This is a genomic window from Bradyrhizobium sp. HKCCYLS3070 (assembly GCF_051167575.1).
In the GTDB taxonomy this organism is placed as follows: Bacteria; Pseudomonadota; Alphaproteobacteria; order Rhizobiales; family Xanthobacteraceae; genus Bradyrhizobium.
Map to the genome: position 1 here is coordinate 38,270 of NZ_JBNPTI010000005.1, position 19,352 is coordinate 57,621.

General features: G+C 64.8%; 18 protein-coding genes. 5 read left to right on the forward strand and 13 right to left on the reverse strand.

The features are described 5' to 3' along the window. Positions 1-6: 6 nt before the first annotated feature. The 4 genes from nifE to nifH all read right to left on the reverse strand — a co-directional run bounded on the left by nifE (position 7) and on the right by nifH (position 5,919). Positions 7-1,680, reverse strand: a complete 1,674-nt coding sequence (nifE, locus tag ACQR03_RS17735) for a nitrogenase iron-molybdenum cofactor biosynthesis protein NifE (protein ID WP_315768868.1) — start codon at positions 1,678-1,680, stop codon at positions 7-9. A gap of 132 nt (positions 1,681-1,812) precedes the next feature. Then, entirely contained in the window at positions 1,813-3,372 is a 1,560-nt protein-coding gene (gene nifK / locus ACQR03_RS17740) for a nitrogenase molybdenum-iron protein subunit beta (protein WP_315825175.1), read from the reverse strand. An 83-nt stretch (positions 3,373-3,455) separates the two neighbouring features. Continuing rightward, entirely contained in the window at positions 3,456-4,958 is a 1,503-nt protein-coding gene (nifD, locus tag ACQR03_RS17745) for a nitrogenase molybdenum-iron protein alpha chain (protein ID WP_315713160.1), read from the reverse strand. 73 nt (positions 4,959-5,031) lie between these two features. Continuing rightward, positions 5,032-5,919, reverse strand: coding sequence for a nitrogenase iron protein (gene nifH, locus ACQR03_RS17750; RefSeq protein WP_315713086.1), 888 nt, complete (start codon positions 5,917-5,919; stop codon positions 5,032-5,034). A gap of 448 nt (positions 5,920-6,367) precedes the next feature. On the opposite strand from nifH, the gene ACQR03_RS17755 reads away from it, so the two are divergent. Further along, complete coding sequence (locus ACQR03_RS17755) at positions 6,368-6,760, forward strand: response regulator (protein WP_315752834.1); 393 nt, start codon at positions 6,368-6,370, stop codon at positions 6,758-6,760. A 45-nt stretch (positions 6,761-6,805) separates the two neighbouring features. Next, positions 6,806-7,267 (forward strand): SufE family protein, encoded by a 462-nt coding sequence (locus ACQR03_RS17760; RefSeq protein WP_315768872.1) that lies wholly within the window; start codon positions 6,806-6,808, stop codon positions 7,265-7,267. A 270-nt stretch (positions 7,268-7,537) separates the two neighbouring features. Here ACQR03_RS17760 and ACQR03_RS17765 read toward each other — a convergent pair whose 3' ends face one another. The 7 genes from ACQR03_RS17765 to ACQR03_RS17795 all read right to left on the reverse strand — a co-directional run bounded on the left by ACQR03_RS17765 (position 7,538) and on the right by ACQR03_RS17795 (position 16,145). Continuing rightward, the gene (locus tag ACQR03_RS17765) at positions 7,538-8,779 is read right to left on the reverse strand and encodes a cysteine desulfurase (protein WP_315825176.1); all 1,242 of its coding nucleotides are present in this window, start codon (positions 8,777-8,779) and stop codon (positions 7,538-7,540) included. Between the two features lie 3 nt (positions 8,780-8,782). Beyond that, positions 8,783-10,108, reverse strand: coding sequence for a Fe-S cluster assembly protein SufD (gene sufD / locus ACQR03_RS17770; protein ID WP_315825177.1), 1,326 nt, complete (start codon positions 10,106-10,108; stop codon positions 8,783-8,785). A gap of 14 nt (positions 10,109-10,122) precedes the next feature. After that, complete coding sequence (sufC, locus tag ACQR03_RS17775) at positions 10,123-10,884, reverse strand: Fe-S cluster assembly ATPase SufC (protein WP_315752830.1); 762 nt, start codon at positions 10,882-10,884, stop codon at positions 10,123-10,125. Between the two features lie 37 nt (positions 10,885-10,921). Next, entirely contained in the window at positions 10,922-12,442 is a 1,521-nt protein-coding gene (gene sufB / locus ACQR03_RS17780) for a Fe-S cluster assembly protein SufB (RefSeq protein WP_316159264.1), read from the reverse strand. 38 nt (positions 12,443-12,480) lie between these two features. Further along, a complete protein-coding gene (locus tag ACQR03_RS17785) occupies positions 12,481-12,675 on the reverse strand; it encodes a 4Fe-4S dicluster domain-containing protein (RefSeq protein ID WP_008961670.1) in 195 nt (64 codons plus the stop codon). A gap of 459 nt (positions 12,676-13,134) precedes the next feature. Further along, positions 13,135-14,874, reverse strand: a complete 1,740-nt coding sequence (gene nifA / locus ACQR03_RS17790; protein ID WP_315752828.1) for a nif-specific transcriptional activator NifA — start codon at positions 14,872-14,874, stop codon at positions 13,135-13,137. Between the two features lie 422 nt (positions 14,875-15,296). Then, entirely contained in the window at positions 15,297-16,145 is an 849-nt protein-coding gene (locus ACQR03_RS17795; RefSeq protein ID WP_315752827.1) for an SDR family NAD(P)-dependent oxidoreductase, read from the reverse strand. 397 nt (positions 16,146-16,542) lie between these two features. On the opposite strand from ACQR03_RS17795, the gene ACQR03_RS17800 reads away from it, so the two are divergent. Both ACQR03_RS17800 and ACQR03_RS17805 read left to right on the forward strand, forming a co-directional pair. After that, positions 16,543-17,397 (forward strand): xanthine dehydrogenase, encoded by an 855-nt coding sequence (locus tag ACQR03_RS17800; RefSeq protein WP_315752826.1) that lies wholly within the window; start codon positions 16,543-16,545, stop codon positions 17,395-17,397. A gap of 65 nt (positions 17,398-17,462) precedes the next feature. Further along, positions 17,463-17,705, forward strand: a complete 243-nt coding sequence (locus ACQR03_RS17805; protein ID WP_315752825.1) for a (2Fe-2S)-binding protein — start codon at positions 17,463-17,465, stop codon at positions 17,703-17,705. 81 nt (positions 17,706-17,786) lie between these two features. Here ACQR03_RS17805 and ACQR03_RS17810 read toward each other — a convergent pair whose 3' ends face one another. Next, positions 17,787-18,647: an SDR family oxidoreductase gene (locus ACQR03_RS17810; protein ID WP_315752824.1), complete on the reverse strand. Its 861-nt coding sequence runs from the start codon at positions 18,645-18,647 to the stop codon at positions 17,787-17,789. Between the two features lie 135 nt (positions 18,648-18,782). On the opposite strand from ACQR03_RS17810, the gene ACQR03_RS17815 reads away from it, so the two are divergent. Then, positions 18,783-18,953: a hypothetical protein gene (locus tag ACQR03_RS17815; protein ID WP_315713176.1), complete on the forward strand. Its 171-nt coding sequence runs from the start codon at positions 18,783-18,785 to the stop codon at positions 18,951-18,953. A 230-nt stretch (positions 18,954-19,183) separates the two neighbouring features. Here the strand turns inward: ACQR03_RS17815 and ACQR03_RS17820 are convergent, their stop codons facing one another. Continuing rightward, positions 19,184-19,339: a hypothetical protein gene (locus ACQR03_RS17820; RefSeq protein WP_315752823.1), complete on the reverse strand. Its 156-nt coding sequence runs from the start codon at positions 19,337-19,339 to the stop codon at positions 19,184-19,186. Positions 19,340-19,352: the final 13 nt, after the last annotated feature.

A 19,352-nucleotide genomic window follows, 5' to 3' on the forward strand; every position in this document is an offset into this window, starting at 1 on the left:
GCCGCCCTACTCCGCCGCCTGCAGCAGCTCGGCCGGCGCCTTGAACGTCGCCAGGATGTCCTCGACCCGCCCGGCGCAGGCGCCGCAGCCGCCCGAGGCGTTGGTGTGCTCGCGAACGCCGGCGACATCGGCGAGGCCATGGGCCTTGATCGCGTCCTCGATGGTGCCGAGATCGACCGACTTGCAGTGGCAGATCTTCTTGGCGCGTCGCGCGGCTTCCGCGGCGACCGGATCGGCCGCCAGCGCCGCCGCTTCTGCATTGACCTGGGCAATCGCCCTGGCCTGCCAGTTGCTGTCGGCCTGCTCCCAGGGCGCCCGCTTGCGCAGCTGCTCCCACATCGGGTTGTAGATCGCCTTGTCGATCTCCGCGACCAGCTTCACCATCCCGATATAGCCCATAAAGGCGTGGGAGCGCTCCTGGTTGATGTCGAGCCAGGGCATCGCCGCCTTCAGCGCCACGAATTGCGACTTGCCGCCCGAGAGCATGATGTCGGCCTTGGCGTCCTTGAGCATCTTGTACATTTCGCGCGGCGCCATATCGTCGATCATGTGCGCGTCCTGGCCCATCAGCTCCTTGATGCGCTCCTTGTCCTCCTTGGTGGACTTCTTGACGGAGGTGCCGACCAGCTCCATGCCGGCCTCCTGCAGCGCCGCTACGACTGACCACGACTTCACGCCGCCGGTGATCAGCAGCACCTTCTTGCCGGTGAGCCGCTTCTTGAACGGCTCGATCGCCGCCCAGGCCTTGGCCTCCTCGCGCGCGATCACCGCCTCGGTGCGGTCCAGCAGATCGGCCGGCGCGCCGCGCTCGACCAGGAGGCGCGCGATCTCGCGCAGCGAGTCCGAGGAGTCCTGGATGCCGTAGAACGATCCCTCGAAGAACGGAATGCCGTAGCGTTCCTCCATCTTGCGGGCGACGTTGATCATCGCCTTGGAGCACACCATCATCGCGGCGCGGGCGCGGTGCGACGAGGCGACGTCCTTGTAGCGGCCGTCGCCGGAGATGCAGGCGGAGATGCGGATGCCGAGTTCGTCGAACAGCGGCTTCACCTGCCAGAGCTCGCCGGAGAGATTGTATTCGCCGATGATGTTGAGGTCGTAGGGCGTTGTGACCTCCGGCTCGACGGTGCCGATGACGTGGTCGAGCAGCGCCTCGCCGGCGAGCTTGTTGCCGAGATTCTTCGGGCCGACGAAGCCGGGCGAGTTCACGGGGATACAGGGCTTGCCAAATTTGGCCGAGGCCGCCTTGCAGACGGCATTGATGTCGTCGCCGGTCATGGCGGGCACGCAGGTCTGGTAGACGAAGACCGCCGGCGGATCGTACTTCTCGATGATTTCCTTGATCGCCTTGTACAGCCGCTTCTCGCCACCGAACACGACGTCGGTCTCGTTGATGTCGGTGGTGAAACCGGTGCGCCAGATCTGCGAGCCAGACGAGGCCGCACCACGGTTGTCCCAGGAATTCCCCTCGCAGGCGATCGGTCCGTGCACGAGGTGCGCGACGTCGGTCAGCGGCTGCAAGGCGACCTTGGCGCCATCGAACGCGCACCCGCCCGCCGCACCGCCCGGCTGTAGCTGCTTGGTGCAGCCCTTCTTGCGCTCGGCCTCGGACTTGTTGGCGTTCTTGCCGCAACCCGGCTCGTTGAAGACGTTCTGGATCGTGGCAGACAGCGAGCTCATCGGCTTCTCCTGTTGGCGGACCTTCTGCGCGTCTTTTGGCCGAGGAGGCTCAGGCTTTCAGTGCCTTCCCCATGAGCCTCGTCGTCCAGATCGAAACGCGGCGGCCCTTGAGGGACCGCCGCGCGCCGTGTCCTAGCGGATGATGTCGAAGCTGTAGTCCGACTTGGCGGGCACGTTGGTGTTGCGGTCGATCTCGTCGAAGATCTTGTCGAGGATCGTGACAAGCACGTTCAGGCCGCCTTGATAGCCCCACACCGGATAGCGGTGCTTGTGGTGACGATCGAAGATCGGAAAGCCGATGCGGATCAGCGGCGTGCCGGTGTCGCGCTCCAGATACTTGCCGTAGGTGTTGCCGATCAGGAAATCGACCGGCTCGGTGAACAGCAGCGAGCGCATGTGCCACAGGTCCTTGCCGGGATACACGTGGCAGTTCTTGCCGAACGGCGACGAGTCGAACACGGCCTGCACCTTCTCGGCCCAATCCTTGTTGCCGTTGGTGGCGAGCACGTGGGTCGGCTCGGCGCCGAGCTCGAGCAGGAACGCGGCGAGGCCGAGGCAGAGATCCGGATCGCCGTAGATCGCGAACTTCTTGCCGTGGATGTGGGCGCTGGAATCGGCGATCGCGTCGACCAGACGGCCGCGCTCGAGCGCGAGCTGCTCCGGAATCTCCTTGCCGGTGATGCGTGACAGCGCCATCACGAAGGCGTCGGTGCCGGTTACGCCGACCGGATGGTTGAAGGAGACGACCTCCTGGCCGTGGTTCTTGACGAACGGCAGGGTCTTCTCGGTGCAGAAGTGCTGCATCGAGATCGTCGCCTTGGCGTGAATCGCGTTGGCCGCGTCCTCCAGCGTGGTGCCGCCATCATACATACGGAACTCGCCGTCGGTCGGCGTGTCGAACACGTTCGAATTGTCGCCGAGGATCGTGTACTCGATCCCCATCGCCTCGAAGATGTGCTTCACTTCCTTGATGTTGCCGACGGTGTAGCCATCGAAACCGCCGATGAAGTTGATCTTCTCGTTGGGAACGCGCTCCAGCTTCGGCGCGGTGCCGGCCTTGCCGTCCCAGAAGTGCTCGAGAATGCCCTTCATTGCATTGTCGTAGCCGGTGACATGGCTGCCGACGAAGGCAGGCGTATGGGCGAAAGGCACATCGAACTCGGCGGGAACCGAGCCCTTCTCCTTGGAGGTCTTGATGAAGGCGTTGAGGTCGTCGCCGATGACTTCCGCCATGCAGGTGGTGGAGACCGCGATCATCGACGGCTTGTACATGTTGTAGGCGTTGGCGAGGCCGTCGATCATGTTGTTGAGGCCGCCGAAGACGGCTGCGTCCTCGGTCATCGACGACGACACGCAGGAGCTCGGCTCCTTGAAGTGGCGCGACAGATGGCTGCGATAATAGGCAACGCAGCCCTGCGAGCCGTGCACGAACGGCAGCGTCTTTTCGAAGCCGACGGCAACGAACACGGCGCCGAGCGGCTGGCAGGCCTTCGCCGGGTTGACGGTCAGCGCCTCGCGGGCGAAATTCTTCTCGCGATATTCGGGTGTCTTGGCCCATTCGCGGATGCGCTCGACCTCGGCGGGATCGCGCGGATTCTCGAACATCTTCTTCTTGTTCGCCAGCATCTGCTGGTATTCGGGACCACGGAAAAGCTCGAAGTGATCGAGCACATGTTCGGCACTCTGCGTCATGGGATAACCCTCTCTATGTTCCTGTGTCGATCAGGGAGCACTGGCTCTCCGCCGAAGGAGAGCCAGGCCGTGGGCGGTGGTGCTTACTCGGCTGCCTGAAGCAACGGCTTGGGCGCCTGCTTCCAGGGCGCCTTGGCCATCTTCCAGACCGGCGAGTTGATGGCCATGTCCATGTCGCGGGCGAAGATCGCGAACCCGTCATAGCCATGGTAGGGACCCGAGTAGTCCCAGGAATGCATCTGGCGGAACGGTACGCCCATCTTCTGGAACACGTACTTTTCCTTGATGCCCGAGCCGACCAGGTCCGGCTGGACCTTCTCGACGAACTTCTCGAACTCGTAGCCGGTGACGTCGTCGTAGATCAGCGTGCCGTCCTTGACGTAGTGCTGAGCGGTGCGCTGATAGTCGTCGTTGTGGCCGAACTCGTAGCCGGTTCCGACGACCTCCATGCCGAGATCCTCGTAGGCGCCGATCACGTGGCGCGGACGCAGACCGCCGACGAACAGCATCACGGTCTTGCCTTCGAGGCGCGGCCGGTACTTGGCGATCACGGCGTCCATCAGGGGCTGGTACTTGGCGATGACTCGCTCGGCACCTTCCTTGATCTTGTCGTCGAAATAGCTGGCGATCTTACGCAGCGATTCGGCGATCTTGCTCGGTCCGAAGAAGTTGTATTCGCACCACGGAATACCGTACTTTTCTTCCATGTGGCGCGAGATGTAGTTCATCGAGCGGTAGCAATGCAGCACGTTGAGCTTCGCCTTCGGCGTCGCCTCGAGCTCTGCCAGCGAGCCGTCGCCCGACCACTGGGCGATCACGCGCAGGCCCATCTCCTCGAGCAGGATGCGGGACGACCAGGCGTCGCCACCGATGTTGTAGTCGCCGATGATCGCGACGTCGTAGGCCGACGGCTCGAAGCGCGGCGCGGCATCGGCCGGGAGCTTGTCGAACACCCAGTCCCGGATCGCGTCGTTGGCGATATGGTGACCCAAGGACTGGGAGACGCCGCGGAAGCCTTCGCAACGCACGGGGACGATGGTCTTGCCGTCATACTCCTTCGACTTGACCTTGGAGACGGCCTCGATGTCGTCGCCGATCAGGCCGATCGGGCATTCCGACTGCACGGTGATGCCGTTGTTCAGCGGGAACAGCTCCTGGATCTCGTCCATGATCTTGGCGAGCTTCTTGTCACCGCCGAAGACGATGTCCTTCTCCTGGAAGTCGGAGGTGAACTGCATCGTCACGAAGGTGTCGATGCCGGTCGTCCCGATGTAGTAGTTGCGGCGCGCCGCCCAGGAGTACTGGCCGCAGCCGACCGGGCCATGGCTGATGTGGATCATGTCCTTGATTGGGCCCCACACCACGCCCTTCGAGCCGGCGTAGGCGCAACCGCGGATGGTCATGACGCCGGGGATCGACTTGATGTTCGACTTGACGCCGCAATCCGACTTGCCGTTCTCATGCACGTTGAGATGCTTGGCGCGGCGCTTGGCGGTCTTTTCCGGATAGACCTTCAGGACCTCGGCGATCAGTTCCTTGTTGCGCGCCTTGATCTCGGCGACGCTTTGTTTCTCGGTGACGCTCATCTGGCTTTCCTCGATGATCGGTTGCGGAGGTGATCCGGCCCTTGGAGATGAAGGGCCGGAGCACCGGTGGCGGTTACGCCGTTGCGGCGAGTTCGGCGGCAGTCTTTCCGATCTGGGTTTCGTCGACGGCCTTCATGATGCCGTGCTCCATCAGCATGTCCTCGAGCTCGTCCATCGTGATCGGGGTCGGGATGATGCCCTTGCCGCCGTTGTTGTGGATCTTCTGCGCCAGCGAGCGGTAGTGCCCGGCCTGGACCGAATCCGGCGCATATTCCAGCACGGTCATGCGGCGCAGCTCGGCGTGCTGCACGATGTTGTCGCGCGGCACGAAGTAAATCAGCTGGGTGCCGAGCTTCTTGGCGAGAGCCTCCGCCAGCTCCAGCTCCTTGTCGGTCTGACGCTCGTTGCAGACCAGGCCGCCCAGGCGCACGCCGCCGGAATTCGCATATTTCAGGATGCCCTTGGAGATGTTGTTGGCGGCATACATCGCCATCATCTCGCCGGACATCACGATGTAGATTTCCTGCGCCTTGTTCTCGCGGATCGGCATCGCGAAGCCGCCGCACACGACGTCGCCGAGCACGTCGTAGGACACGTAGTCGATGTCCTCATAGGCGCCGTTCTCTTCCAGGAAGTTGATCGAGGTGATGACGCCGCGGCCGGCGCAGCCGACGCCCGGCTCCGGACCGCCGGACTCGACGCAGCGGATGTCGCGATAGCCGACCTTCATGACTTCCTCGATCTCGAGGTCCTCGACGCTGCCGGCGGCAGCAGCCAGGCTCAGGATCGTGTCCTGCGCCTTGGCGTGCAGGATCAGGCGGGTCGAATCCGCCTTGGGGTCGCAGCCGACGATCAGGATCCGATGACCCATCTCGGCGAGCGCCGCGAGCGTGTTCTGCGACGTCGTCGATTTGCCGATGCCGCCCTTGCCGTAGAATGCGATTTGTCGAAGTGATGACATTCTGCTCTCCATCAACCGATTGCCAATGTCCCGCATGCGCCTTGCATCGCGAGACCGCGTCCTCTCTCCAGAACCGGCAGACGGGTTATTGGGAAGGAGAGCATCGCTCGTCCGAAGCGTCGGCGTGCACTCAGCCCTCAACCATTGCCTGAGCCCAGTTTTGCAACGGCTGTGCCAGAGCTTTGGAATCGTTAAAAAGGCCATGTTTTGAAAGAGATGCGGCCAAGCTCGGCGCTAGGATGGACTTGTTGCAAATCCGACATCGGGGGTTTCCACCCGACGCTCCCGCGCCGTGCTGTCCGAAACGACACATGCCGCCGCGGCTCCGAGCGGCGCTTCCGTAGAGAACACCGCGGAGCGCTCGCGGGGGCCGGTCAGGAGCGGCGGTACGGAGTTTGCTTGATGCAGATCAAACCCGCTTTCGAACGGGCCAGCAGGAGTACTTTTGATGGCGAGCAAGGCGCGCGTCTTTGTCATTGAAGCCGATCAGGTGATCCGCTCGGCGCTCGGCTACATTCTCAGTGAGCGTCACGAGACCTTCACCTTCGCGGAGACCGCCGACGCTTTGACCAAGGCGGCACGGACCTCGCCCGACGCCGTCCTCATCGGGATGAGCATCCTGGAGGACGACGGCGCCGAGACGGTCGGCATGCTCGCCCGGAAGATGCATCAGGCCGGCATCATCGTGGTCGCGGGATCGCCCCGGTCGCCGCTCGCGCTGGCCGGCCTGCGGCAGGGCGCGGAAGCCATCATCGCCAAGCCAATCACCTTCGACGGGGTCACGCACGCGGTCGATTCCGTGCTGGCGCGGCGCGGCAGCGAGCCTGACATGACGGCATAGCTGGCCCCGCATCTACGGAGATCGGCCGATGACGAGGAGAGGATGATGTTGAGGATGACCCAGACTGCGACGCCGGGGATACCGGACATCGAGGACATCGTCGAGAATTTCGCGCTGCTCGACGACTGGGACGACCGCTACCGCTACGTGATCGAGCTCGGCCGCGGCCTGCCGCCGCTGCCTGACATCGACCGCAATGATGGCAACAAGGTGCAAGGCTGCACCAGCCAGGTCTGGCTCGCCACCGCCGTGCGGCACGACGCCGCAACGCCGGTGCTGCATTTCGTCGGCGACAGCGACGCGCACATCGTGCGTGGCCTGGTCGCGATCCTCCTGGCGATGGTCTCCGGCCGCACCGCGCCGGACGTTCTCGCCGCCGATCCGATCGCCCTGTTCGAGAAGCTGGGCCTGCGCGAGCATCTCACGCCCCAGCGCTCCAACGGCTTCCGCTCGATGGTCAGCCGCATCAAGGCCGATGCGCAGGCGGCGATGGCTGCGGCGGCGTAGGTTTTGATTTGTTGCTTTGATGAAGCCGCTATAGCGCGGCACATTCAGTCTTCGCCTCTCCCCGCGTGCGGGGAGAGGCCGGATTGCATCGAAGATGCAATCCGGGTGAGGGGGACTCTCCGCGAGTCTGGTGCGTGTGGAGAGTCCCCCTCACCCCAACCCTCTCCCCGCAAGCGGGGCGAGGGAGCGCACCGCCAGCTTGGCGAATGCTCGATTCCAACTCGCCAGATGCGAGTCAGTAGGAACTCTGCCAGGACGGAGCGAGTGCTCTTAAGAGAAAAACTCCTGTGCCTTCTTCAGCGCACGTACCAGCACATCCACCTCTTCGCGCGTGTTGTACATCGCGAACGACGCGCGGCAGGTTGCGGTGACGCCAAAACGCTCCAGCAGCGGCATGGCGCAATGGGTGCCGGCGCGGACCGCGACGCCGGAGCGGTCGATGACCGTGGCGAAGTCGTGGGCGTGGGCGCCCTGCATCTCGAACGAGACGATCGCGCCCTTGTCGGCGGCGTTGCCGATGATGCGCAGCGAGTTGATTTCGCGCAGCTGCTCGGTGGCGTAGGCGACGAGATCATGCTCATGCGCCGCGATGCGCTGCTTGCCGATCGAGGCAACGTAGTCGATCGCGGCGCCCAGCCCGGCGGCCTCCACGATCGGCGGCGTGCCCGCCTCGAAGCGGTGCGGCGGATCGCCATAGGTGACCCAGTCCCGCGAGACCTCGCGGATCATCTCGCCGCCGCCGTTGAACGGCGGCATCGCCGCCAGCAGCTCACGCTTGCCGTAGAGCGCGCCGATGCCGGTCGGGCCATAGATCTTGTGCCCGGTGATGCAGTAGAAGTCCGCGTCGAGATCCCTGACGTCGACCTCCATGTGCACGGCGGCCTGGGAGCCGTCGATCAGCACCGGAATGCCGCGGTCATGCGCGATGCGGATGACCTCCTTGACCGGGACCACCGTGCCGAGCACGTTCGACATCTGCGTCATCGCCACCATCCTGGTGCGCGGCGTCAGCAGCTTCTCGAACTCGTCGAGCAGGAAGTTGCCGTCGCCGTCGACGGGAGCCCATTTGATCACGGCGCCCTGCCGCTCCCGGAGGAAATGCCAGGGGATGATGTTGGCGTGGTGCTCCATGATCGACAGCACGATCTCGTCGCCCGGCCCGATCCGCTCGCGCCCGAAGGTCTGCGCCACCAGATTGACCGCCTCGGTGGCGCCGCGCGTGAAGATGATCTGCTCCGGACTTTCGGCATTGAGGAACGTCGCGACCTTGGCGCGGGCGCCCTCGTAGGCCTCGGTGGCGGCGTTCGCGAGATAATGCAGGCCGCGATGCACGTTGGCGTATTCGGACGTGTAGACCTGGTTCATCCGGTCGAGCACCGCCTGCGGCTTCTGCGCTGACGCGGCGTTGTCGAGATAGACCAGCGGCTTGCCGTGGACCTGCATGCCGAGGATCGGGAAATCCGCGCGGATGCGGCCAACGTCGTAGCCGCTTCCCTGCACCGCTGCATGCATCACCTACTCCCGTTGTCCGAGCCAGCCCAGCATCGCCTCCGTCAGCGCCGCCCGCACGCTCTCATTGGCAGCGCCCTCGATGATCTCGCCGACGAAGGCCTGGATCAGCAGCGCCTTGGCTTCCTTCGGCGGAATGCCGCGCGCCATCAGATAGAACAGCAGCTCGTCATCGATCGCGCCGGTCGTGGTGCCGTGGCCGCATTGCACATCGTCGGCGAAGATTTCGAGCTCCGGCTTGCTGTCGGCTTCGGCCTCGTCGGACAACAGCAGCGCCCGTGACATCATCTTGGCGTCGGTCTTCTGCGCGCCGGGGCTGACCGTGATCTTGCCCTGGAACACCGCGCGCGCGGTGTCGCCGACGACAGCCTTGATGGTCTCGCGGCTCTGGCAGTTCTCGGCGGCATGCTCGATCGCCAAGGTCGTGTCGGCATGCTGGGCGCCGGACAGCAGCGATCCGCCGCGGATGTCGGCTACGGTGCCCTCGCCCGCGATGTGCACGAACAGCTGGTTGCGCACCAGGCTGCCGCCGGCGACGAAGCCGAGCTGATTGAAGGTCGCTCGCGCGCCGATATTCGCGAGCAGCGAGGAGACGTGCAGCGCGCTGTCGCCCTCCCGGGTCACCTTGACATGGTCGATCCGCGCCTCGTCGCCGACGACGAGCTGCATCGCGGTGTTGACCTGATATTCGCTGCCGTCGGGCCCCTGATGCGACTCGACGATGGTGGCGCTGGCCCCAGTTCCGATATTGACCAGCGACCGCGTGTACATCGAGGTTGCGACCCAGTTCGTCGTGACGAACGCGACGTGGATTGGCCGGCTCAGCGCTGTGCCCGGCGCCACCAGGATCACGACGCCATTGGCAGCCAGCGCGGTGTTGAGCGCCAGCGCCGGATCGTCGTCCGGCACGACCGGACCGAGCCGCTGCGACAGCAGCGGCTTGTCGGCCGCGAGCGCGTCGGCCATCGGCTGGATGGTGAGGCCGGGCTCGAGATCGGCGAGGTCGGACAACTCGGGCACGAAGGCACCGTCAACGATCATCAGCTTGCGGAAGCCGGTGCCCGCGAACAGGTCGCTCGCCTCGCGCGCCTTGGTCTTGGCGGCGTCATCGGGCAGCGAGGCCAGCCGCTTGGCCTCCTTCATCTGCGTGCGCAGATCGGTGTAGCGCCAGGCCTCGACGCGCCGATGCGGCAGGCCGACCGCGTTGAAGCGGTCAAAAGCGGCGGCGCGCACCGCCGTGATCTCCTCGCCGCCCGGCAGATAACGGCGGGCGCCCTGGTACAGATCGGCCAGCCCGAGCTCGGCCTTGGTCTTGCGGATCGCGACGCCCATGCTCGTGCTCCGCCCTACGCCGCTTCGCTCTGATACTGGGCGTAACCGGTCGCCTCGAGCTCGCGCGCGAGGTCCGCGGTCCCGGTGCGGACGATGCGGCCCGCCGCGAAGACGTGAACGATGTCGGGCACGATATAGTCGAGCAGCCGCTGATAGTGGGTGATGACGATCATGCCCCGCTCGGCCGAGCGCAGCGCATTGACGCCGCTGGCGACGACCTTCAGCGCGTCGATGTCGAGACCGGAATCGGTCTCGTCGAGCACGCAGAGCGAGGGCTGCAGCAGCGCCATCTGCAGGGTCTCGTTGCGCTTCTTCTCGCCGCCGGAGAAGCCGACATTGAGCGGCCGCTTCAGCATGTCGGCGTCGATGTTGAGCGTCTTGGCGATCTCGCGCACGCGCTTGATAAGATCCGGCGACGACAGCTCCTCTTCGCCGCGCGCCTTCCGCTGGGCGTTGAAGGCGGCCCGCAGGAACGTCAAGGTCGCGACACCCGGGATCTCCAGCGGATATTGGAACGCCAGGAACACGCCCTTGGCGGCGCGCTCATCGGCCTCCATTGCCAAGAGGTCCTCGCCGTTGAGATAGACCTCACCGGCGGTGACCTCGTAGCCGGGCTTGCCGGCGAGCACGTAGGACAGCGTCGACTTGCCGGCACCGTTCGGCCCCATGATGGCGTGGATCTCGCCCTTGTTCACGGTCAGGTCCAGGCCCTGGATGATCTTCCGTCCGCCGGCGATCTCGGCATGGAGCCCCTTGATTTCGAGCAAGGCCGTCATCGAACACTCCTTGTGATGTTGTCGCCGCGCGACGCCGTCATCCAACCGAACCTTCCAGCGAGATCGAGATCAGCTTCTGCGCCTCGACCGCGAACTCCATCGGCAGCTGCTGCAGCACGTCCTTGACGAAGCCGTTGACGACGAGCCCAACCGCCTCTTCCTGCGACAGACCGCGCTGGATGCAGTAGAACAGCACGTCCTCAGAGATCTTGGACGTCGTCGCCTCGTGCTCGAACACCGCCGACGAGTTCTTGGCCTCGATGTAGGGTACGGTGTGCGCGCCGCATTTGTCGCCGATCAGCAGCGAATCGCAGGCGGTGAAGTTGCGCGCGCCGGTGGCCTTGCGATGCGCCGTGACGAGACCGCGATAGGTGTTCTGCGAGCGGCCCGCCGCGATCCCCTTGGAGATGATCCGGCTCGACGTGTTCTTGCCGAGATGGATCATCTTGGTCCCGGAGTCGACCTGCTGGAAGCCGTTGGAGATCGCAATCGAGTAGAACTCGCCGCTGGAATTGTCGCCGCGCAGGATGCAGCTCGGATACTTCCAAGTAATCGCGGAGCCGGTCTCGACCTGGGTCCAGGAGATCTTCGAATTGGTGCCGCGGCAGTCGCCGCGCTTGGTGACGAAATTGTAGATGCCGCCGACGCCCTCCGAATTGCCAGGGTACCAGTTCTGCACCGTCGAGTACTTGATCTCGGCATCATCCAGCGCGACCAGCTCGACGACGGCGGCGTGCAGCTGGTTCTCGTCGCGCTGGGGTGCCGTGCAGCCTTCGAGATAGGAGACGTAGGCGCCCTTGTCGGCGATGATCAGCGTCCGCTCGAACTGGCCGGTGTTGCGCTCGTTGATGCGGAAATACGTGGACAGCTCCATCGGGCAGCGGACGCCCGGCGGGATGTAGACGAACGAGCCGTCCGAGAACACCGCCGAGTTCAGCGTCGCGAAATAATTGTCGGTCGTCGGCACGACCGTTCCGAGATATTTCTGCACCAGGTCCGGATGCTCGCGCAGCGCCTCGGAGATTGGCATGAAGATCACGCCGGCCTTCTTCAGCTCCTCCTTGAAGGTCGTCGCCACCGAGACCGAATCGAACACGGCATCGACCGCGATCTTGCTGCGCGGCGTGGCCGCCTCGCCATCGGCGTCGGCTTCCGCGCCTCCAGCCGGGCGCTCGACGCCTTCGAGGATCTCGACCTCGCGCAGGGGAATGCCGAGCTTCTCGTAGGTCTTGAGGATCTCCGGGTCGATCTCGTCGAGCGAGGCCACCTTCTTCTTCGGCTTCGGCGCCGCGTAGTAATAGAGATCCTGATAGTCGATCTTCGGGTATCCGACACGCGCCCAGCTCGGCTCCGTCATGGTCAGCCAGCGGCGATACGCCTCCAGCCGCCATTCCAGCATCCAGGCCGGCTCGTTCTTCTTGGCCGAGATGAAGCGGATGGTGTCTTCCGACAGCCCCTTCGGAGCCTTCTCGGATTCGATGACGGTCTCGAACCCGTAGCGATATTGATCGACGTCGATGCCCTTGACCCGATCAATGGTCTCCTGAACCGCTGCCATCTCTCACTCCGCTTGCAATGTTTCCGCCGCGGCCCGCGTCAAGCGGGGACGCAGGTGTCCGGCACCGGACAGACGGCGGCGCATTGCGGCGCATCGAAGTGGCCCTCGCACTCCGTGCACTTCTTCGGATCGATGATGTACATGTCGTTCTTGAGCCGAATGGCCGCATTCGGGCACTCGAACTCGCAGGCCCCGCAGACCGTGCATTGTGAGGCGATGATCTTGTAGGCCATGTGCAGCTCCCCGCGATCCGTGCGACATCGAGCGATGTCATTCGCGCGATATCTTTCAAGCGCCGTGCCAGAGAGCATTTGGTTGATTTCTAAGGAGGATTCTAAACGTCGCAGGTCGCGGCGAGCTGTCGCTCTCCCGACAGCATGTCGCAAGTGCGACAGGGCGGGAGCAGCGTGTCGTCGGAGTCGAGGTCTCACTGCGCAATTGTCCGATGTCACCTCGCGCGCGAACGCCGGTCGTGACCCAGGTCGCTCCTCCGTCATTCCGGGGCGTGCGCAGCACGAGCCCGGAATCCACCGTGCGGCAGATCGCGCGGCGAAATGGATTCCGGCTCGTCGCGCTTCGCGCGTGCGTCGCCCCGGAATGACGGAGGAGATTGGGGCAACGCCGGAGCGTCAAAGTCCAAACGAAGAAGGGCGCGCTACTGCGCGCCCTTCGATCCCATCAAGCCGCGCCGCTCAGAACCGCTTGACCTCGATGTTGTGCTTCTTCAGCGCGTAGCCGATCTGACGCGGCGTGAGGCCGAGCAGGCGGGCGGCCTTGGCCTGGACCCAGCCGGACCGCTCCATCGCCTGCACGATTCGGTCGCGCTCCGGCACGGCGCCGCCCTCCGAACTATCGGAATACTCGCCGTCATCGGCATCGATCGCCGGCAACTCGACGGGAGCCTCGACCGGCGCCGAGGTCCGCGGCAGGATCGGCAGCGGCACGATCGGCTGGCCGCGCGGCGGCGGCGGGGTCACCGTGTTGCCCTTCCACAGGATCGCCGACATGCACTCGTTGCGGCTGCAGGCGAAGTCGTCCATACCGATCGCCGAGCCCGTCGCCATGGTCGCGGTCCGTTGCACGCAGTTCTCCAGCTCGCGCACGTTGCCGGGGAAGCCGCAATGCATCAGCACCTCGATCGCGCTGACGTCGAACGTCAGATCGCGCTCGTTCTCGCAATTGAAGCGGCGCAGGAACTCGCGCGCCAGCTGCGGAATGTCGCTGCGACGCTCGCGCAGCGGCGGCAGTTTGATGGGCACCACGCTGATCCGGTAGTAGAGGTCGGCGCGGAACTCGTTGCGCGACACCGCCTCCTCGAGGTTGCGGTTGGTGGCGGTGACGATGCGGACATCGACCTTGATGGTCTGGTTGCCGCCGACGCGCTCGAACTCCTGCTCCTGCAACACCCGCAAGAGCTTGGCCTGGAACGCCGGCGAGATCTCGCCGATCTCGTCGAGGAACAAGGTGCCCTTGTCGGCCAGCTCGAAGCGGCCTTTGCGCGCGTTGATCGCACCGGTGAAGGCGCCCTTCTCGTGGCCGAACAGCTCCGACTCCAGCACCGTCTCCGGCAATGCGGCGCAGTTGATCTTGATGAACGGCCGCTTCGCGCGATTGGACAGTTCATGGATCGCCTTCGCCACCAGCTCCTTGCCGGTGCCGGATTCGCCCCGCAACAGCACCGGCGCATTCGACTTGGCGACGACGTTGATCTTTTCCAACAGTGCGCGCAGCGCCGGGCTGTCGCCGACGATGCCGTCGACCAGCACCTTCTTGCGATCCTTCGGCGCCGGCTTCAGCTCCGACAGCTCCTTCTGCAGCCGGTGGCTTTCCGCCATCAGCCGCTCGCGGTCCCGCGCGACGACCCGATGAAGCTTGATGGTCTGGCCGATCAGGTTGGCGACCATGGTCAGAAAGCGGACGTCGGAATCGAGCCGGAACACGGCGCGGCCGTCCCAGACACGGTCGATCGTCAGCGTGCCGACGACGCGCTGGTCGATGCGGATGGGAACGCCGAGGAAGGAGACGCGGGTGTCGGCGCAGGCGCCGAGCGTGACCGCGTCGGCGGCGCTGAAGGCGGGATGATCGGCGACGTTCTCCGCGATCAGCGGCACGGCGGTGGCGACGATCTGGTCGATCGCCTTCTGCGGCAGACGTTCGCGATAGCGCTGATCGCTGCCTTCGCTCCACCCGGCCCCGACTGCGAGATCGGGAATGCCGTCATCGGCGAGCAGCGACACCACGCCGTGGCGCATCTGCATGAAGGACTGCAGCAGGTTGACGACGTTGGCGAGGGTGATCTCCAGCCGCGTCGGCGCGGCGAGGATTTTCGAGATTTCGAAAATTCCGGTCAGCGCGATCTCGCTGAGCGGGATCGGCACGGCGTTGGACCTGACGTCCTGAGCTTCGACCTGACGTGTTTCCGTTTGGACCATGGTCGCTTCTCTGATCGTCACGAACGCCTTGGTGAAGCCGCCCGTGATTGTAGGTGTTCTAACATCCTCCCTTAACTGCAGATGATTGTCGTGCCTAACTTTGCTGCATTGCCGCAGAAGTAGTGTGCAACGGACAGGCCAGAAAAGCTGCAGGCTTTCATGATGTTAACAAATTAGTTTACACCCGTCGCGATGCGTGCATTGCACGTCCGCACGGGCGGCAAAACGGTGCGCCTGACGATTTCGCGTTGTCTACTCGACACCTGATAGCTGCGCATCCGCCGGCCTGTTTGCGACCGGATCGCAACGGACGACACCTGAACACCAACTTTCCACTTGCGGCCCGCCGCTCGTCTTCTTGCGGCCAGCCACGGCATGACGCGTTCACATCCGCGTGTCGGCCGCGCGCGGCGGTGATCAACCTAGAGGTGCTGCCCCCCATTGATCTGAATCTCCTCGCCGGTCACGTAGCTCGCCGCATCCGAGCACAGGAAGAACAGCACCTTGGCGACCTCTTCCGGCGCGCCGATCCGGCGCATCGGAATCAGCGGCGAGAACCGCGCCTCGGTCTCCGGCGACACCATCTCGGTCTTGATCTCGCCTGGGGCGATGGCGTTGACGCGGATGCCATGCGGCGCGAAATCGTGCGCCATCTCGCGGGTCAGGCAGGCGAGCGCCGCCTTCGAGGTCGCATAGGCAGTGCCCGCAAACGGATGGACGCGGGTGCCGACGATCGACGTCACGTTGACGACCGCGCCCTGCCCGCGCTTCAGCTCCTCGAACAGCCCGCGCGCGAGCAGGATCGGTCCGAGAAAGTTGACGTGAAAGACGGTCATCCAAGTCTCGACCGAGGTCGCGAGCGAATCCAGCCGGCCACCGTCCTCGGCCTTCGGCGAGATCGCCGCATTGTTGATCAGGGCATGCAGCGGCGCGCCGTCGAGCCGCTGCTTGATGTCGGCAATCGCACGCGGGATCGCCTTGCGATCGCTCAGATCGACCTGGACGTGGTTGTCGGGACCGGCGTCCCACGGACAGCGGCCGCCGTCGAACGGCTGGCGCGAGCAGGTGATGATGCGCCAGCCGGCGTCGGAGAACAGCTTTGCGGTCGCATGACCGATGCCGCGCGAGCCGCCGGTCAGCACGAGCGTTTTCTGCTCGGCGCGCGCGGGCCGCTCGGCGGCCGCCACGTCTCGATGGAACGGGCACGCCGTGATGGTCTGAGCCGCCTCCATGGCGGGATCGCGGACGTCCTGGTCGAGATCGAGGCTCACCTCATCCGTCCTGATCCTGCGCCGCAACGCCACCAAGACGCCGGCTGCCAAGCTTCGGCTGCTGCCTTTGCCGCAGACGTGATCTGGGCGCAGGCTCCGTAACGATCGGAAATACCAGGGGTATCGCCATGCGCTGGTTGTGCAGATTCCGGGCCAGCGAAAACGGCGGGCAAAGCAGCTTTTCCTGTCGGGTTCGCGACAGATTGGCGGGTTCTGGACACATCCAGCGTCGGCTTTTGTGCCGCGTCCTTTGCAGGACCTTCACAGAGCGATCGTTTTCAGAACGATGCCTGATGGTCCAACTCTTGCTCGACGGATCTGATCATTCGAACTGGAAGACCGCTTGTCAGTCGCACGACCGACAGCCACGAGACGCCAACACCGTATGGACCAGGACATGGGGACGAATGCAGTGCGCTTCGCCGTGGTCCTCGGGACCAACGATGTCGCGTCGGCGATCGGCGTGCATCTGCATCGTGCGGGCTTCTGCGTGGTGCTGTCGCATGATCCCAATCCGCCGGTCATGCGCCGTAAGATGGCGTTTCACGACGCCCTGTTCGGCGACACGGTCCGCATCGAGAACGTGACGGGCGAGCGCATCGAGAGCACGATGGAGGTGTTCAAGGCGCTCGGCAATCCCCGGCACGTCCTTGTCACTCCACTCGGGTTGCTCGATCTCCTGCCGGTCCGTACCATCGACGTCCTGATCGACGCGCGGATGCAGCGGCGCGCGGTGACCCCGAATTTGCGCGGCATGACGCGGCTCTCGATCGGCATCGGTCCGGGCTTCTCGCCATCAGCCAATTGCGATATCGCAATCGAGACTCGGCCGGGCCGGCTCGGCCAGATCGTGCGCGAGGGCTGGACGCTGGCAACGGATGACGTCGGCGCGCTCGTCGGTGTCGAGCGCCTGGTGCATTCGCCGCATGAGGGCCGATGGCATACCCCGATCGAGATCGGCACGCGCATCTACAAGGGCTTCGTGATCGGCCATCTCTCCGGCGCACCGGTCACGGCCCCCTATGACGGCATCCTGCGCGGCATCGTCCGCGACGGCAGCGACGTGCCGGCCGGCGTCGCGCTCGCCGAGATCGATTCCCGCGGCCGTCATGCGCAGTGGACCGGGATCGATGCGCAGGGACAGGCGCTCGCCCAGGCGACGTTGGCCGCAATACGGCTGCATGCCGCGAACCGCATCGGGACGACCGCAAGCGTGCCCGCGCATCAGGTCGCTTCGAACGATTCTGACTAGCCCGCGCCGTGCGCGCCGACCTTGGCATCCCGGTTGCTTATCGTTTGCAGGAGCGAGCAACAGCCATGATCATCTGTTCCTGCAACGTCATCAGCGACACGGCCATTCGCGACATCGTCACGGCGGCCGACATCGTCTTCGGCTCGCCGGCGCAAGTGTATGATTGTCTCGGCTGCACGGTCCAATGCGGCCTCTGCTCGCGCTCGGTGAAGCGGATTCTCGACGAGCGACAGGGTGATACGGCCGCTGCGGCGGTGTGGCCGGTGCAGGCCGAGCCCGCGCCGTGCGCGATGATGTCCGCCGCGTAGCACCGGCATGCGTATGACGTGCCGACGCACGGACTTGTCGGATGTCGGACAAATGCGACAGCAGACGATGTGCACTGGTCCTCAGATGACCGGCTTGCCGCCGGTGACGGCGACCGTCGTCCCCGACGTGTAGCTCGACAGGGGATCGGCGAGCATCACATAGGCGGTGGCCAGCTCGGCCGGCTGGCCGGGGCGCTTCATCGGCACCTGCTGGCCGAACGTCTTCACCTTTTCCTCCGGCATGGTCGAGGGGATCAATGGCGTCCAGATCGGACCAGGCGCCACCGCGTTGGCGCGGATGCCCTTATCGGCCAGCATCTGGGCGAGACCCGCGGTGAAGTTCTGGATCGCGCCCTTGGTGGTGGCGTAGGCGAGCAGCGTCGGATTGGGCATGTCGGAATTGACCGAGGCCGTGTTGACGATCGCGCTCCCCGGCTTCATGTGCGGCACGGCCGCCTTGGCGAGATAGAACGTCGCATGGATGTTGGTGCGGAACGTCATCTCCCATTCTTCGTCCGAGATGTCGCCGATGTCGCTGAACGTCGCCTGATGGGCGGCGTTGTTGACGAGAATGTCGATGCCACCGAGCTCATCGACGGCGCGCCGGATGATGGCCCTGCAATGCGCGGGGTCCTGGATGTCGCCGGGCATCAGCACCGCCTTGCGGCCCTCCTTCTCGACCAGCGCTTTCACCTCCCTGGCATCATCGTGCTCCTGCAGGTAGGCGATCAGGATGTCGGCGCCCTCGCGCGCATAGGCGATCGCGACCGCACGGCCGATGCCGCTGTCGCCGCCGGTGATGACGGCCTTCTTGCCGGTCAGTTTTCCCGAGCCCTTGTAGCTGGCCTCGCCATGGTCGGGCCGCGGCTGCATCGCCGCGGTCGTTCCCGGCATGGCCTGTGACTGCGGCGGAAACGGCGGTTTGGGATGATGATCGGACATCTTGATCTCCTGCAGGTTGCTGCAGCTTCAATCGCAGCGCCGGGGCGGCGTTCCTGCCGCCGCGGCGCGCGGATCGCGCGGAACGTGAGCACACCGCGCGCATTGCCCTGATGCGAACAGCGAGAGGATCAGGCGATGGCAAAAGACCTCCCCATCAACGGACGCGAGCCCGACCGCTCGGAGGACGACATCCAGCGCGATCAGCTCGGCCCGCGCGGCGTGCCGGGCGCGAAGGATCCGGCGAAGATGACGCCGCAGCGCGACAAGAAGACGCCGGATGATGTCGATCCGGGTCACACCGCGTGACGGCACGGGTCCCCGTCAACGGAGAGACGCCTTCATCTCGGCGTTGTTCATCTCATCCTTGCTGAGGCGATACGGGCCATGGTCCCGGCTGCGGCCGCCCCCTCCCTCCTTCCCTTGAAGGGCAGAGAGAGGCAGCGCTGCGGCCCGCAACGACGGCCGGGTTGAACGAGGCCTTCCTCAACACTCCTGGAGTTCATCGATCGCGCGAGAGCGGCGCATCTCCGCCCACCTCAATGCGTTTTGCTCTCGCCCCACTTCTCGAGGTCCTTCGCCGCTTCCGAGCGCTGCTCCTTCTCGGGTTTCTCGGCCCAGGGCTTGTCGGTCTGCTTCATCGAGCCCCAGTCGCTGTCCTGGCGCGGATCGTCCTTCGGCGTTTCCTTGCTCATCAGTTCGTCCTTT